The organism is Lysobacter sp. Hz25, assembly GCF_046097045.1.
Taxonomy (GTDB): domain Bacteria; phylum Pseudomonadota; class Gammaproteobacteria; order Xanthomonadales; family Xanthomonadaceae; genus Lysobacter; species Lysobacter antibioticus_B.
On record NZ_CP175666.1, the window covers coordinates 2,631,305 to 2,644,524 of the forward strand.

General features: G+C 67.0%; 16 protein-coding genes. 6 read left to right on the forward strand and 10 right to left on the reverse strand.

Annotated features, from left to right (window positions below; translation table 11 throughout):
• Positions 1-3 precede the first annotated feature (3 nt).
• Positions 4-834 carry a general secretion pathway protein GspB gene (locus tag ACKN61_RS11040; RefSeq protein WP_408953491.1) on the forward strand — a complete coding sequence of 277 codons (831 nt, stop codon included), beginning with the start codon at positions 4-6 and terminating at the stop codon, positions 832-834.
• Positions 835-1,078: 244 nt separating this feature from the next.
• Here ACKN61_RS11040 and ACKN61_RS11045 read toward each other — a convergent pair whose 3' ends face one another.
• From ACKN61_RS11045 to ykgO, 10 genes are all read right to left on the reverse strand, one after another.
• Entirely contained in the window at positions 1,079-2,308 is a 1,230-nt protein-coding gene (locus ACKN61_RS11045) for a TraB/GumN family protein (protein WP_408953492.1), read from the reverse strand.
• Between the two features lie 348 nt (positions 2,309-2,656).
• Positions 2,657-3,541 carry an alpha/beta hydrolase gene (locus ACKN61_RS11050; RefSeq protein WP_408953493.1) on the reverse strand — a complete coding sequence of 295 codons (885 nt, stop codon included), beginning with the start codon at positions 3,539-3,541 and terminating at the stop codon, positions 2,657-2,659.
• 61 nt (positions 3,542-3,602) lie between these two features.
• Complete coding sequence (locus tag ACKN61_RS11055; RefSeq protein ID WP_408953494.1) at positions 3,603-4,211, reverse strand: TetR/AcrR family transcriptional regulator; 609 nt, start codon at positions 4,209-4,211, stop codon at positions 3,603-3,605.
• 285 nt (positions 4,212-4,496) lie between these two features.
• The gene (locus tag ACKN61_RS11060; RefSeq protein WP_408953495.1) at positions 4,497-5,060 is read right to left on the reverse strand and encodes an N-acetyltransferase family protein; all 564 of its coding nucleotides are present in this window, start codon (positions 5,058-5,060) and stop codon (positions 4,497-4,499) included.
• The gene (locus tag ACKN61_RS11065; RefSeq protein ID WP_031371672.1) at positions 5,057-5,944 is read right to left on the reverse strand and encodes a carbon-nitrogen hydrolase; all 888 of its coding nucleotides are present in this window, start codon (positions 5,942-5,944) and stop codon (positions 5,057-5,059) included. Before ACKN61_RS11065 ends, ACKN61_RS11060 begins: the two co-directional genes overlap by 4 nt.
• Positions 5,945-6,025: 81 nt before the next feature.
• Complete coding sequence (locus ACKN61_RS11070; protein WP_408953496.1) at positions 6,026-6,160, reverse strand: hypothetical protein; 135 nt, start codon at positions 6,158-6,160, stop codon at positions 6,026-6,028.
• Positions 6,161-6,187: 27 nt separating this feature from the next.
• Complete coding sequence (locus ACKN61_RS11075; RefSeq protein WP_408953497.1) at positions 6,188-6,358, reverse strand: hypothetical protein; 171 nt, start codon at positions 6,356-6,358, stop codon at positions 6,188-6,190.
• A 9-nt stretch (positions 6,359-6,367) separates the two neighbouring features.
• Positions 6,368-7,408 carry an agmatine/peptidylarginine deiminase gene (locus ACKN61_RS11080; protein WP_408953498.1) on the reverse strand — a complete coding sequence of 347 codons (1,041 nt, stop codon included), beginning with the start codon at positions 7,406-7,408 and terminating at the stop codon, positions 6,368-6,370.
• 4 nt (positions 7,409-7,412) lie between these two features.
• Positions 7,413-7,745: a hypothetical protein gene (locus tag ACKN61_RS11085; RefSeq protein ID WP_057917761.1), complete on the reverse strand. Its 333-nt coding sequence runs from the start codon at positions 7,743-7,745 to the stop codon at positions 7,413-7,415.
• A gap of 212 nt (positions 7,746-7,957) precedes the next feature.
• On the reverse strand, positions 7,958-8,083 hold the full coding sequence (gene ykgO / locus ACKN61_RS11090; RefSeq protein WP_010342887.1) for a type B 50S ribosomal protein L36: 126 nt from the start codon (positions 8,081-8,083) through the stop codon (positions 7,958-7,960).
• A 296-nt stretch (positions 8,084-8,379) separates the two neighbouring features.
• Between ykgO and cmk the strand changes: the two genes are divergently transcribed.
• The 5 genes from cmk to lapB all read left to right on the forward strand — a co-directional run bounded on the left by cmk (position 8,380) and on the right by lapB (position 13,217).
• A complete protein-coding gene (cmk, locus tag ACKN61_RS11095) occupies positions 8,380-9,072 on the forward strand; it encodes a (d)CMP kinase (protein ID WP_031371668.1) in 693 nt (230 codons plus the stop codon).
• A 292-nt stretch (positions 9,073-9,364) separates the two neighbouring features.
• Positions 9,365-11,053, forward strand: a complete 1,689-nt coding sequence (gene rpsA / locus ACKN61_RS11100; protein WP_031371667.1) for a 30S ribosomal protein S1 — start codon at positions 9,365-9,367, stop codon at positions 11,051-11,053.
• A gap of 183 nt (positions 11,054-11,236) precedes the next feature.
• Positions 11,237-11,539, forward strand: coding sequence for an integration host factor subunit beta (locus ACKN61_RS11105; protein WP_031371666.1), 303 nt, complete (start codon positions 11,237-11,239; stop codon positions 11,537-11,539).
• A 218-nt stretch (positions 11,540-11,757) separates the two neighbouring features.
• Positions 11,758-12,036: a lipopolysaccharide assembly protein LapA domain-containing protein gene (locus tag ACKN61_RS11110; RefSeq protein WP_408953499.1), complete on the forward strand. Its 279-nt coding sequence runs from the start codon at positions 11,758-11,760 to the stop codon at positions 12,034-12,036.
• A 2-nt stretch (positions 12,037-12,038) separates the two neighbouring features.
• The gene (lapB, locus tag ACKN61_RS11115; RefSeq protein ID WP_031371664.1) at positions 12,039-13,217 is read left to right on the forward strand and encodes a lipopolysaccharide assembly protein LapB; all 1,179 of its coding nucleotides are present in this window, start codon (positions 12,039-12,041) and stop codon (positions 13,215-13,217) included.
• Positions 13,218-13,220 lie beyond the last annotated feature (3 nt).

Sequence of the window (13,220 nt, forward strand, 5' to 3'; positions counted from 1 at the left end):
ACGATGTCGTTGATTCTCGAAGCCCTGCGCAAATCCGAGGCCGAACGCCGACGCGGCGAGTCGCCCGATTTGTACGCGGAACTGCCGCCGGTGACCCGCGTGCAGCCTCAAACCAAGCCGATCTGGTGGTGGCTGGTGCTCGCTGCGGTCGTCGTCGCGGCGCTCGCCTGGTGGCTCGGCAGTCGGCAGAGCCCGCCCGTCGAACCCCTCGCCGATAGCACGGGCGAAGTGGGCCAGCGCGATCGGATCGCCGATGCCGGGCCGCCTCGGATCGAAGCGCCCGCGATCGCCGAGTCGCCTGCTGCTCCGGTCGAGCCGTTGCCAGAATCAGAATCGGAACCAGAGCCAAGGCCGGCAGCACCCGCACCGGTGCCGGCGAGCCCGGCCGTCGTCGCGGCGCCAGCGCCCCTGGCGCCTGCGGATACGAAGCCGGAGAGGGAGACGAATAAAGACACTGTCGCGGTCGCGCCGCGCGCGCCGCCGGCGCCGGCGCCGGCGCCGGAGCCGGAGCTGGAGCCTCGGCCGGCGCCGCCCATCGCGGTGCCGGAACCGTTGCCGCTAGCACCGCCCGCGCCGCCGGCGCCGGTGGCCGTCGAGCGCAACGAAGGCCTGTTGCTACTCGCCGACCTTCCGGTCGCCGAGCGCAAACAGCTGCCGCCGCTCAAACTGAGCATGCACATGTGGAACGACGCACCGGCGCAGCGGTTCGTGATCATCGACGGCCAGCGCCTGTCCGAAGGCGGCCGCATCGGCGATGCCGTGCTGGTGGCGATCAGGACCGACGGTGTGGTCCTGGACTGGAACGGACGGCGCCTGAAGCTGCCGATTCGTTGAGCCTTAGCGATACGGAAGCTTCTTCATTCCGATAGCCGCTCTTCTGCCTCGATCGCCTCGTCACATTTTCCCCTTGTAATCAGGGGGCAAGGGGAGCTTGCTCTTCCACGCAGCGTCATCGGTGCAGAGGCGCCCCCGCGCTCGGTCTTCTCGTCTGCAACGATCCTGCGCCGGGCGCTTGCCCCCTTCTCAAAAGGGGGCGATAGGGTGTGACGGCGAAGCTGCGCGGCGTAAATCCGGCCCCTTAACCGACCAGCTTGCTCGCGATGCGGAACCCGGCCAGCCACACGCCGATGCCGGTGCCGATGTTGGTCAGCATGAAGTTCAGCACCACGCGGGCGACGCGGTTGCGGTACCAGCCTTTGAGCGTCTGCGCGTCGTCGCGCAGCGCCATGAAGTCGCCGTAGGCCGGCTTGCGCCGATGCACTTCGACCAGGGCGCTGAGCGCGCCGGTCGGTACGCCGGGGCGGAACGGTTTCAACGGCGCGACCACCGCGGCGGTGATGATGCTGAAGGGATGGCCGCCGGCGAGCAGGCAGCCCAGCGCGGCCAGGCCGCCGGTGAACAGCACCCATTGCAGCAGCAGGTCGGCGCCCATCGCCGCGCCGCCCTTCCAGAAGCCCCAGGCGATGCCGGCGATGATCAGCGAGGTGATCACGATCATCACCCACGGCACCTTGCTCTTGGTGGTGACCTGTTCGAGCGCGGTGCGTTGGGCGACCGGGTCTTCGGTGTCTTCGCGCAGATGCCGGGCCAGACCTTGCAGGTGGCCGGCGCCGACCACGGCCAGCACTTCGCGCGCATCGCCGTGGGTCTCGCGCAGGCGTGCGGCCATGTAGCGGTCGCGTTCGGCGATCACGGTCTCGTACAGCTCCGGGCTTTCGGCGGCGAATTCGCCGAAGCTCGATTCGAGCATGTCGCCTTGCTTGAGTTTCTCGATCTCTTCTTCGCCGACCTCGTCGGCGGCGAACAGGCCGCTGATCAGGCCGACGCCGAGTTTGGCGCGGCCCCAGAAACCGAGCTTGGAGGAGGCGCGTTTGAAGGTCAGGCCGACTTCGCGATCGATCAGGTGCACCGGCAGGTCGCGTTGCCGCGCTTCCAGCACCGCACGCTTGAGCTCGGCGCCGGGTTCGATGCCGAGCTGTTCGGCGAGCCGGCGCTGGTATGCGGCCAAGGCCAGATTGGCGGCGAACAGTGCGGTCTTGCCGGAACGGATCACCTGGATCAGGTCGAGCTTGGCCAGCGCGTCCGGATCGGTCAGGGCCTGCAGGCGCTGCGGGTCGAGTTCGACCGCGACCGCATCGAAGGCGCCGCTGCCGACCGCATCGCGCACCGCATCGACGCTGGCCTGCGATACGTGGGCGGTACCGAGCAGGGTGTAGCGCACGCCGTCGCGTTCGACCACTGCGTGCGGCTGCGTGGCGAGCACGTCCTGCAGGCCGGTGCCCGCCGGCGCCAACAACGACTCGCTCATGCGCGCAGCCCGCGCAGTCGACGGATGGACGAACTCGAGAACGGATGCATGCAGCGGCCCGGTGGCGGCCCCGGCAAACACAACGGCGCCCAAAGGCGCCGTCTTGTGCCGAAGCGGGTGGAATCGATGGGGTGAAGCCGCTCCGTTGCCGGACGGCGACTCCTACCGTATGGGGGCAGAGCTTAGAGCCTGCAACCGGGGCCGGCAATGAACGCGGTCGCGTTCACGAAACGGCCGGGAGGGCATTGCAGCGTGCCCGCCGCGGCGGCTCTCCGCGGCGGCTCTCCCCGCGAGCGATTTCCCATCGAGTCGCGGCGGCCGGTGTTCGCGGGCGCCGCTGGGCCGGGTTCAGGCGAAGCCGTAGGGCAGGTTCTCGCTGGACACCACTTTGTCGCCGACCTGTTCGCCGTGCAGGAAACGCAGGGCGGCGACGATCACGTTGCCGTCGTCGGCGATGCGGTTGTGGCCCAGTCCCTGGGTGCTGAGCAGACGCGAATCGGGCCAGTAACGCGCATAACGTTCGCCCTCGGCCCAGGGCACTTCGCGGTCGTCCAGGTCGTGCACGATCAGGGCCGGGCTGGCGATGCCGGGCGCGTTGCGGTGCGCCTGCTGCGAATCGAAGCTGATGCCGATATGCGCCTCGTAATAGGCGAACAGGCGCCGGCAGATGTCTTCGCCGACCCACAGGAAGCGGGCGAAACGCTTCACCGCCGCCACCGGGTCGGCCGCGGGCGCGATCAGCACCGCGCGTTCGGCGCGCATGCCGCGCGCCATCGCCAACAACGCCGCGGCGCCGCCGAGCGAATGACCGATCACCACCGCAGCCGGGCCGTAGTGCTGGCCGACGGCGAACAGGTGGCGGGTGAAGTCGGGCAGGGTGGCGAGGCGGCCGGCGCTCTTGCCGTGAGCGGGCTGGTCGAACGCCACCACCGCGTAGCCGGCAGCGGACAGCGCCGGTAACCACTTGGCGATGCGGGTGCCATGGCTCGACCAGCCATGGGCGAACAACACATAAGGCTGGCGCTGCGGGTCGCCCCAGACATAGGTGGCGATGCGCTGGCCGTCGACCTCCAGCGACTCCTCACGGGCGCCGTGGGTCGGCGCGGCGAGCGCGCGCGTGCGGGTCGAAGCGAACGGCGTGCAGAACAAGGTCGCCACCCGGTGCATGGTGGCGTCGGGCGCGAACCAGGCGCCGACCAGGAAACCCAAGCGCAGGCCGTACAATTTCAACATGTTACGAACGGTCGTGCTAATTTTGGCGATAAGCGGATACATGACGAACCTCGTCGGTCGCTCAGGCGGTGGGGGAGGAAGCGTAGGAACGGATCAGGCGCTCGTAGGCGCGGTGCCCGCGTTCGGTCGCGGAGTCGTAGCCGAACAGGCCGGAGTCGTGGTGCACGACCAGGGCCACGCCGTAGATTTCGAAGGCGAGTTGGGCGGTGTCGGTGTCGGCGCCGAGTTCGCCGGTGTCGATGGCCAGTTGCACGGCCTTGCCCAGCACCTGGTGCCAGCGCTTTTGCTGGTCGACCACGGCATCGCGCAGCGTGCCGGGGCGGTCGTCGTACTCGCTGACCGCGCCGAGCAGGACGCAGCCGCCTTCGGTGTGGCGCGCCCAATCGAACCAGGCATCGACGATGGCGCGCAGGCGCGGCAGGCCGCGCGGGTGTTGCAGTGCCGGCAACAGCACATATTCGACGAAACGCTGGCTGGCCATGTCCAGCACCGCCAGCTGCAAGTCTTCGCGCGAACCGAAGTGGGCGAACACGCCGCTCTTCGACATGCCGACCGCGGCTGCCAGCGGGCCGATCGACAAGCCTTCCAGCCCGGCCGACGAGGCGATGCCGTAGGCCTGTTCGAGGATCGCGTCGCGGGTGGCGGCGCCTTTGACGGTAGCGGTCAGCATCGACATGAATTCAAAATAGCACGTCCGTTCGTTTTATTGCGACCGTTCGTCGGCAATCGCTGTTCAGCTTACCGGACGAAGCCGGCCTTGCCACGGGCCTGGGTCGCAGTGCGATCCCGAGCGCTCTGCTACTGCACGTAATGAGAACTGGGACCGCGGCTATCGGCGGTCACGACCGGTCGCCCGGAGTCCGGCATGGGCATCGGCTGCGAGAGGGTTCAGACGGAGGGAACGCCAAGACCTCGATGACGGCGTGACGCGTCGAAGCCCATCGCCGGATGGCGATCAGCGCAGGCCCGGCACGCCTTCGTCGGGCTCGCCCTGGTCGCCGTCGCCGAGCGCGCGTACCAACTGCACGGTATCGAGCCAGCGGCCGTGCTTGCGGCCCAGGCCGGGGAATACGCCGCCGGGCTTGAAACCCAGGCGTTCGTGCAAAGCCACCGAGGCCTGGTTGCTGCCGTCGCCGATCACCGCGACCATCTGTCGGAAGCCGAGCGCGGTGCAATCCTCGATCAAGCGCTGCATCAGGGCGCGGCCGATGCCGCGGCCGTGGAAGTCCGGGGCGACGTAGACCGAGTTCTCGACCGTCCAGCGATAGCCGATGCGGCTGCGGTAGGCCGTCGCATAGGCATAGCCGGCGAAAGCGCCGTCGTGCTCGGCGACCAGGTAGGGATAGCCGGCGTCGACGATCGTGCGCCAGCGTCGGCGCATCTCGGCGGCATCGGGTTCGTCGTACTCGTAGGTCGCCAGGCCCTCACGCACTTCCCGCGCATACAGCGCGGTGATCGCGTCGAGGTCGGCGTCGACCGCAGGACGCAGCAAGGGCGAGGGACGAGCGTCCGCGTTCAATCGCGGTACCGCTTGAGCAGGTCGGCGTAGGCGTCGATGCGGCGGTCGCGCAGGAACGGCCAGATCCGCCGCACGTGCTCGCTGCGGCCGAGGTCGACTTCGGCCATCACGATTTCCGGCTCCTGGGTCTTGGCCTCGGCCAGGAACTCGCCCTGCGGCCCGAGCACGTGGCTGGAACCCCAGAACTGGATGCCGGAGGCGCCGATCGGTGAGGGTTCGTGGCCGACCCGGTTGACGCTGAGCACCGGCAGGCCGTTGGCGACCGCGTGGCCGCGATGGCTGAGGATCCAGGCGTTGCGCTGGCGGTCCTTCTCGTCCTGCTGGTCGTCCGGGTCCCAGCCGATGGCGGTCGGATACAGCAGCAGCTCGGCGCCGGCCAGGGCCATCAGACGGGCGCCTTCCGGGTACCACTGGTCCCAGCACACCAGTACGCCGAGGCGGCCGACCGAGGTGTCGATCGGCTCGAAGCCGATGTCGCCCGGGGTGAAGTAGAACTTCTCGTAGAAGCCCGGATCGTCGGGGATATGCATCTTGCGGTACTTGCCGGCGATCGAGCCGTCGGCCTCATAGACCACCGCAGTGTTGTGGTACAGCCCGGCCGCGCGACGCTCGAACAGCGAACTGACCAGGACCACACCGTGTTGCTTGGCCAGGGCGGCCAGGCGCTCGGTGCTCGGGCCGGGAATCGGCTCGGCCAGGTCGAACTCGGCGACCGACTCGTGCTGGCAGAAGTACGGCCCGTTATGCAGTTCCTGCAGCAGCACCAGGCGCGCGCCGCGCTTGGCCGCTTCGCCGACGCGGGCTTCGATGTTGGCCAGGTTGGCCTCGCGCGAGCCGTGGTCGCGGTCCTGGATCAGGGCGACGGGCAGGGTGGTCTTCTTCATGGGTAAGCGGTCCAGACGAGGTGCGATGTCATTGTAGACGGGACGCGTCGGACGTCCGCGCGGTGGCGGCGTCGATCACCTTCAATCGCGATTTCTTTCCTGATCGATCGCGGCGTCGCAGGCCCAGATTGCGAAGGTGGCTACGCCGCTGATGAGAAAGCCGGTAAAAGTCCATTTGAACGCATGGTCCCAACCGATCGATTTGGTCGCGATCATCAGTACCAGGCATTGCAGGCTAAGCGCTTACGCAGTCATGCCCCAAGGGCCTGTGCGCACACCGTCCTGCCAACGCGGACGGAACGGCATCAGCCGCCGCAATGACGGCGCCCACCATGCGGCCGCGATCAGGCCGAGGCAATACAGGCTGATCGCCACAGCGGTGGCGATCAGCAAGGCGATGCGCATGTCCTGCATGGAGCGGGCTCAGTCGCCCGCCACCAGCCCCTGCGGCAACTGCATGGTCACGCAATGCAGGCTGCCGTTCTGCCAGATCAGGGCGCGGCAGGGCACCGGCACGATGTCGCGATCCGGGAAGGCCTGGGCCAGCACGGCCTGGGCTTCGGTGTCGGCGGCATCGCCGTAAGCCGGCATCAGCACGGCGCCGTTGATGATGAGGAAGTTGGCGTAACTAGCCGCCAGCCTTCGGTTTTCATCGATCACCGGCTGCGCCCATGGCAACGCGAACAAACGATAGGGTTGGCCGTCGCGGGTGCGCAACGCCGCCAGTTCGGCGGCCATGGCCTGCAGTTCGGTGTAGTGCGAATCGGCCGGGTCGTCGCAGCCCTGGTAAACGATGGCGTCGGGCGCGGCGAAGCGGGCCAGGGTGTCGATGTGGGCGTCGGTGTCGTCGCCCTCGAGATAACCGTGGTCCAGCCACAGCACCCGGTTCTGCTGCAGCCAGCCGGCCAGCTTGGCGGTGATGTCCTCGCGGCTGGCCTGCGGGTGGCGCTCGTGCAGGCACTGCCAGGTACTCAGCAAGGTGCCGGCGCCGTCGGTCTCGATTGCGCCGCCTTCCAAGGCAAAATCAATGCTTTGCCGCACACTGTTCGAGAAGGTTCCCATCTCGGTGAGGCGTTCGACCAGCAGGTCGTCCTGGCTGGCGTCGAACTTGCCGCCCCAGCCGGTGAAGCGGAAGTCGAGCAGGCGGAAGCCATCGCCGTCGCGCAGGCTGATCGGACCGGAGTCGCGCAGCCAGGTGTCGTCGTAGGGCGCTTCGATGAAGCGCACCCGGGCCATGTCGATGCGCGCCGAGGACAGGCGCGCGCGGGCATAGGCCTGGACGTCGTCGTCAGCCACGCAGATCAGCACGGGCTGGTAGCGGACGATGGCCGCGACCAGGGCGATATAGGTTTCCTCGACCTCGCCCAGGCGCTCGGCCCAGTCGGTGTCGGCGTTCGGCCAAGCGATAAGCACCGCGGACTGGGGTTCCCACTCCGCGGGGAAGCGCAATACGTTTTTATTCATAGCCTCAAAGGATAGGCGGTTTCGGCCCGATTTCCTCGGCGTCGGCCTTGTTGGCGACCACGTCGATCACCCGGCTCTTTTCGAAGTAGACGGTGAAAGCCGGGTAGACCCAACGGTTGATCTGCGGCCACTGGCGCTTCTGGCCGCCGCGCGGGTCCATGCGCTGGGTCGGCTCGCCGTAGCGCGCCTTGACCTGGTCCATGCTCTGGCCACGGGCCGGCAGCAAAGCCTTGCCTTCCTCCTGCACGCGCTGGATCAGCAGAGTCTCGGCAGAGACGGCGCCGGAAAAGGCGAGCAGGGCGAGCAACAGCGGGGCAACGGCGATACGCGATTTCATGGAAGAGCCACCTCGTCAAAGGACGCGGGGATTCTAGTCACAAGCTGACGCTTAACGGCAGCGTGCGGCCGTCACGGTTTGGCGAAGCCGAGGGGTGGGCGGCAATAAGAATGAAGAAAGCCGCCTTGCGGCGGCTTTCTACTTCGAACCTCGGGCGGCGGGAGCCGCCGGCGAGCTTCAGCGCTGACGCGCTTTGACCCGGCTGGTTCGTTTCAGCGCTGACGCGCTTTGAAACGGGGGTTCGACTTGCAAATCACGAAGACCTTGCCGCGGCGGCGGACGACTTTGCAGTCGCGGTGACGGGCCTTCGCCGACTTCAGGGAGGACAGGACCTTCATGAGAGACCTCGGCAAAAATTAGGTGAAAGAAGCGGGGTGGAAAAGTTAGCCCGCGATTGTAGCGGACAAATCTTCGTCCGATCAAGTGCTTGCGTGAAAAAAATCCAGCCGGCGCCGACGAAGGGCGAAATCGCCGCGTTGGCGACGATGCGCTATGAGCCCATGGCCGCAAGGTGCAGGCTCGGGCTTGCCGGCCCGATTCGGTGGCGGCCCCGGGCCTGCGCCCTGCGGCGCCTGGCGCCGATCGGCCGCGATCGCGAGCCGAAAACCCCTGCTGCCGTCGCATAATGATACGCATGAACAGCGCATCCTCAGACAACAGCAGTATCCCGGTCCTCACCATCGACGGGCCTTCGGGCTCGGGCAAGGGCACCATCAGCCGCCTGGTCGCGCAGCGCCTGGGCTGGCATTACCTCGATTCCGGCGCCCTCTACCGTGCGGTCGGCGTCGCCGCGGGCTGGGCCGATCTCGACCTGGCCGACCCGGCGGCCCTGGTCCGCTGCGCCTTCGACACCCACATCGGCTTCCGCGACGACGAGCGCGGCGAGCTGAGGGTCCTGGTCAACGAGGTCGACGCCACCGACGAGCTGCGCACCGAAACCGCCGGCGCCGCGGCCTCGGCGATCGCCGCGATCCCGGAAGTCCGGGCCGCCCTCAAGGACCGCCAACGCGCGTTCAGGCAGGCGCCGGGGCTGGTCGCGGACGGCCGCGACATGGGCACGGTGATCTTCCCGGACGCCCCGTTCAAGGTCTTCCTGACCGCCAGCGCCGACGAAAGGGCCGAAAGGCGCTATAAGCAGTTGAAAGACAAAGGGGTTTCGGTTACTTTAGATGGTCTGCTGCGGGAGATTCTTGCCCGCGACGCCCGCGACGCCCAGCGTTCGGTGGCGCCGTTGCGTCCGGCTGAAGATGCCGTCCGCATCGATACCACCGGTCTGGGCATCGACACGGTAGTCGAACAGGTGCTGGCTTTGTTGCCTGCGCGCTGAACGGCACGAGCGCACGCGATGCATCCGCAGCGGAGGCAGTTTTAAGCAGGTGCAGTCGTAAGCAGGTTTGTAGTAGCAGGTTTTGGTTACAGATCGCTTTCGTTGCAAGAAGTTCCGTTGCAAACGTTGTTTCACAGCCCCGTCGCAATCCTGCGCCGGATCAACCAATAACACATGGTGCAGCTCCATCGCGCCACATAACGGGTGGGTCGACCACGTACTGCTTGCGTTGCCAGTCCGGCAACGATGTCAGACGGTGCGGCCCGTGTGTTTAACCGAGATATCCAATCCAATGACCGAATCATTTGCCGAACTGTTCGAGCAGAGTCAGCAATACCTCGCCAAGCTGAAGCCCGGCGCCATCGTCACCGGTACCGTCGTGGAAGTCCGCGGCGACGTGGTGGTGATCAACGCCGGCCTGAAGTCCGAAGGCATTGTGCCGATCGAACAGTTCCGTAACGACGCCGGCGAGATCGACGTTGCCGTGGGCGACGAGGTCAAGGTCGCACTCGACTCGATCGAGAACGGCTTTGGCGAAACCGTGCTGTCGCGCGAGAAAGCCAAGCGCGCAATGGTGTGGGACGAGCTCGAAGAGGCGCTCGAAAAGAACGAGACCATCACCGGCCGCATCAGCGGCAAGGTCAAGGGTGGTTTCACCGTCGACATCAAGGATGTCCGCGGCTTCCTGCCGGGTTCGTTGGTGGACGTGCGCCCCGTGCGCGACTCCGCCTACCTGGAAGGCAAGGAACTCGAGTTCAAGCTGATCAAGCTGGACCGCAAGCGCAATAACATCGTCGTCTCCCGCCGCGCGGTGGTCGAGAGCGAGTACAGCGTCGAGCGCGAACAGCTGATGGAGAAGCTGCAGGAAGGCGCGATCCTCAAGGGCGTCGTCAAGAACCTCACCGATTACGGTGCGTTCGTCGACCTCGGCGGCATCGATGGCCTGCTGCACATCACCGACATGGCGTGGAAGCGCGTGCGTCACCCGTCGGAAGTCGTGGAAGTCGGTCAGGAACTCGACGTCCGCGTGCTCAAGTACGACCGCGAGCGCAACCGCGTCAGCCTCGGCCTCAAGCAGCTGGGCGAGGACCCGTGGGACAACATCGCCCGCCGCTACCCGGCCAACACCCGCGTGTTCGGCAAGGTCAGCAACGTCACCGATTACGGCGCGTTCGTCGAGATCGAGCCGGGCGTCGAAGGCCTGGTGCACGTGTCCGAGATGGATTGGACCAACAAGAACGTCAACCCGTCCAAGATCGTGCAGGTCGGCGACGAAGTTCAGGTCATGGTCCTCGACGTCGATGAAGAGCGTCGTCGTATCTCGCTGGGCATGAAGCAGGTCACCTCGAACCCGTGGGAGACCTTCGCGGCCATCCACAAGAAGGGCGACAAGGTCGAAGGCCAGATCAAGTCGATCACCGACTTCGGCATCTTCATCGGCCTGGACGGCGGTATCGATGGCCTGGTCCACCTGTCGGACATCAGCTGGAACACCACCGGCGAAGACGTGGTCCGCAACTACAAGAAGGGCGACACGCTGGAAGCCGTGGTCCTGGCCGTGGATCCGGAGCGCGAGCGCATCAGCCTCGGCGTGAAGCAGCTCGAGCAGGACCCGATGGGTCAGTACGTGGCTTCCAACGCCAAGGGCTCGATCGTCAAGGGCACGGTCAAGGAAGTCGACGCCAAGGGTGCGACGATCGAACTGGCCGACGGCATCGAAGGCTACGTCGCCGCGCGCGACATCGCCAAGGAGCGCGTCGAAGACGCTTCGCAGTACCTCAAGGTCGGCCAGGAAGTCGAAGCCAAGATCATCGGCACCGACCGCAAGGGCCGCAGCATGCAGCTGTCGATCAAGGCCAAGGACGAGCACGAGCAGCAGGAAGCGATGGCCGATTACAACCGCCAGACCTCCGAAGCCGCCAGCGGCACCACCAGCCTCGGCGCGTTGCTGCGCGAGCGTCTGGGCGGCAAGTCCGAGTAATCGCTGCACGCGTCACGCTACAGGCAATACGGCCCGGTCGATCCGGGCCGGCAACACCGAAGTATCCGCCGAGGCGGCCCGGCATGGCCGGGTCGCCTTCGGTCTGCGGTAGGGGATCGCAGCCGATCGCGACGTCCGCACGACTCTCTCACGACCTTCCTAAGGCAAGGCCACGCTTCGTCCATGACCAAGTCCGAACTCATCGAGATCCTTTCGCAGCGTCAGGCCCACCTCAAGGGCGACGATGTGGATCTGGCGGTGAAGGCTTTGCTGGAAATGATGGGCGGCGCCCTGTCGGCCGGCGAGCGGATCGAAATCCGCGGCTTCGGCAGCTTTTCGCTGCACTACCGTCCGCCACGCCTGGGCCGCAACCCGAAGACCGGCGAGTCGGTCGCATTGCCCGGCAAGCACGTCCCGCATTTCAAGCCCGGCAAGGAACTGCGCGAACGCGTCAGCGGCGTGACGCCGCTCGACGAAGAGGCCTGAGCGCCCGCGTTCGGCCAGGTTTGTCCCGGCATCCCGCGATGCCGCCTTCCTTATATACCGTCCCGACCGCACCACCGACCTCCGGGCCGGCTTCAGGGCGGGCCATCCTCGTCCTTTCCCTTAATCCCAGCCCGCCCGGCGTCTACGCTGCGGCCGCGCCTGTCCGTTAAGCTAGGCGCGACACGCACGAGATCGTGCACGACCTCCGGAACTCTCCCATGCGCGTGATCCGTCTCCTCATCGCCCTGGCCTGCCTCGCGGCAGGGGCGATCCTCGGCGCTTTGAACCGCCAGATCGTCAGCATCGACCTCGGCATCGGTTTCGTCCCGGCGACCTCGCTCGGCATCGCCCTGATCGTCGCCCTGTTGCTCGGCGCCCTGATCGGCGGCCTGGCCATCAGCGCCAGCGTGGTCCTGCCGTTGCGTCGCCGCCTCGGCCGCGCCGAGCGCGCGGCGAACGCCGCGCCGGCGCCTGCGCTCACCGGCCCCGAGGTCTGAGCATGGAATTCATCAGCCAGTGGTTCTGGTTCTTCCTGTTGCTGCCGGTCGCGGCCGTGAGCGGCTGGGTGATCGGGCGGCGAGGGGGCGAGCGGCACAGCGACAACCAGGTCAGCCGGTTGTCGACCACCTATTTCCGCGGCCTCAACTACCTGCTCAACGAACAGCCCGACAAGGCGATCGAGTTGTTCCTGCACATCGCCGAGCTCGACAAGGACACCTTCGAGACCCAGGTCGCGCTCGGCCATTTGTTCCGCCGCCGCGGCGAAGTCGACCGCGCGATCCGCCTGCACCAGGCCCTGGTGCAACGGCCGGGCCTGAGCGATCAGCAGAAGGTCCAGGCCTTGCTCGCGCTCGGCGAGGACTACATGCGTTCGGGCTTGCTCGACCGCGCCGAGACGGTATTCAGCGATCTGGTCGCGCTGGACATGCGCGCGCCGCTGGCGCTGCGTCATTTGATCGGCATCTATCAGTCCGAACGCGACTGGGACAAGGCGATCGAGAACGCCCAGCGCTACGAAGCCGCGACCGGCGAGCCGATGGGCAAGCTGATCGCCCAGTTCGAGTGCGAGCTGGCCGACCGCTACCGCGCCGCCGGCGACACCGATGCCGCGCGCGCGGCGGTCAAGCGCGCCTACGAGGCCGATGCCAACTCGGTCCGCGCCGGCATGCTGGAAGGCCGCATCGAAGTGGAAACCGGCAACGATGCCGCGGCGATCCGCGCCTTCGAGCGCGTCGCCCGCGCCGACCCCGATTACCTGCCGGAAGTACTGCCGGCGTTGCTGAGCTGCTACGAACGCGACGGCGACGCCACCGGCGCGCGCGCCTTCCTGGCCGAGATGTGCGAGCACTATCGCGGCATCGCCCCGGTGCTGGCGCTGACCCGCATGGTCGAAGCCGAAGACGGCGTGCCGGCCGCGCGCGCCTATCTGGCGCGCCAGCTCAAGGATCGGCCCTCGGTGCGCGGCGAAGCGGCGCTGATCGACCTGACCATCGCCGAGAACGCCGACCCGCTGGCGACCCTGCACGACCTCAAGCACATTACCGACCAGTTGCTGGTGCGCAATCCGAGTTACCGCTGCAACCGCTGCGGCTTCGGCGCCCGTAGTCACCACTGGCAATGTCCGAGCTGCAAGGAATGGGGTTCGGTCAAGCCGCTGCTGAACTACGCGGTGGTCTGAGCG